1 pseudogene is annotated in these 388 nt (G+C 63.1%); it reads right to left on the reverse strand.

What is annotated here, in order from left to right:
• Nucleotides 1-388 (reverse strand): annotated as a pseudogene (locus tag I6F12_RS37075) (hypothetical protein); the annotation flags it as partial.

Raw genomic sequence — 388 nt, forward strand, 5'->3', positions numbered from 1 at the left:
CTCCAGGTCGTGCCGTCGCCGAACACGATCTGCTCCAGCCCCGTCGCATTCCCGGCGTCCTCGCCCACCAGCTTGATCGAACCGCCACTGCTGAAGGTCAGTGTGATGTCGTTGCCATTACGGCTGATCAAAGTGGTCGCCGGCGTGAGGCCCGTTCCCAGCACCAGCTTGTCCACTGTGCTGTCATAGGAGCCTGCATCCGTGATCGTGTCGTTGCCATCGCCGGCGTTGTAGATGTAGGTGTCGGCGCTGCCGCCGCCGTCCAGGCTGTCGTTGCCCTGACCCCCGGTCAGCGTGTCGGTGCCGTTCAGGCCGGACAGAGTGTCCGCGCCACTCGTGCCGACAAGTAGGTCATTGTTCAAGTTGAACCCGGTGATTGTCGTCGCAC

The sequence above is a fragment of the Bradyrhizobium sp. IC4059 genome (assembly GCF_020193615.1).
GTDB lineage: Bacteria > Pseudomonadota > Alphaproteobacteria > Rhizobiales > Xanthobacteraceae > Bradyrhizobium > Bradyrhizobium yuanmingense.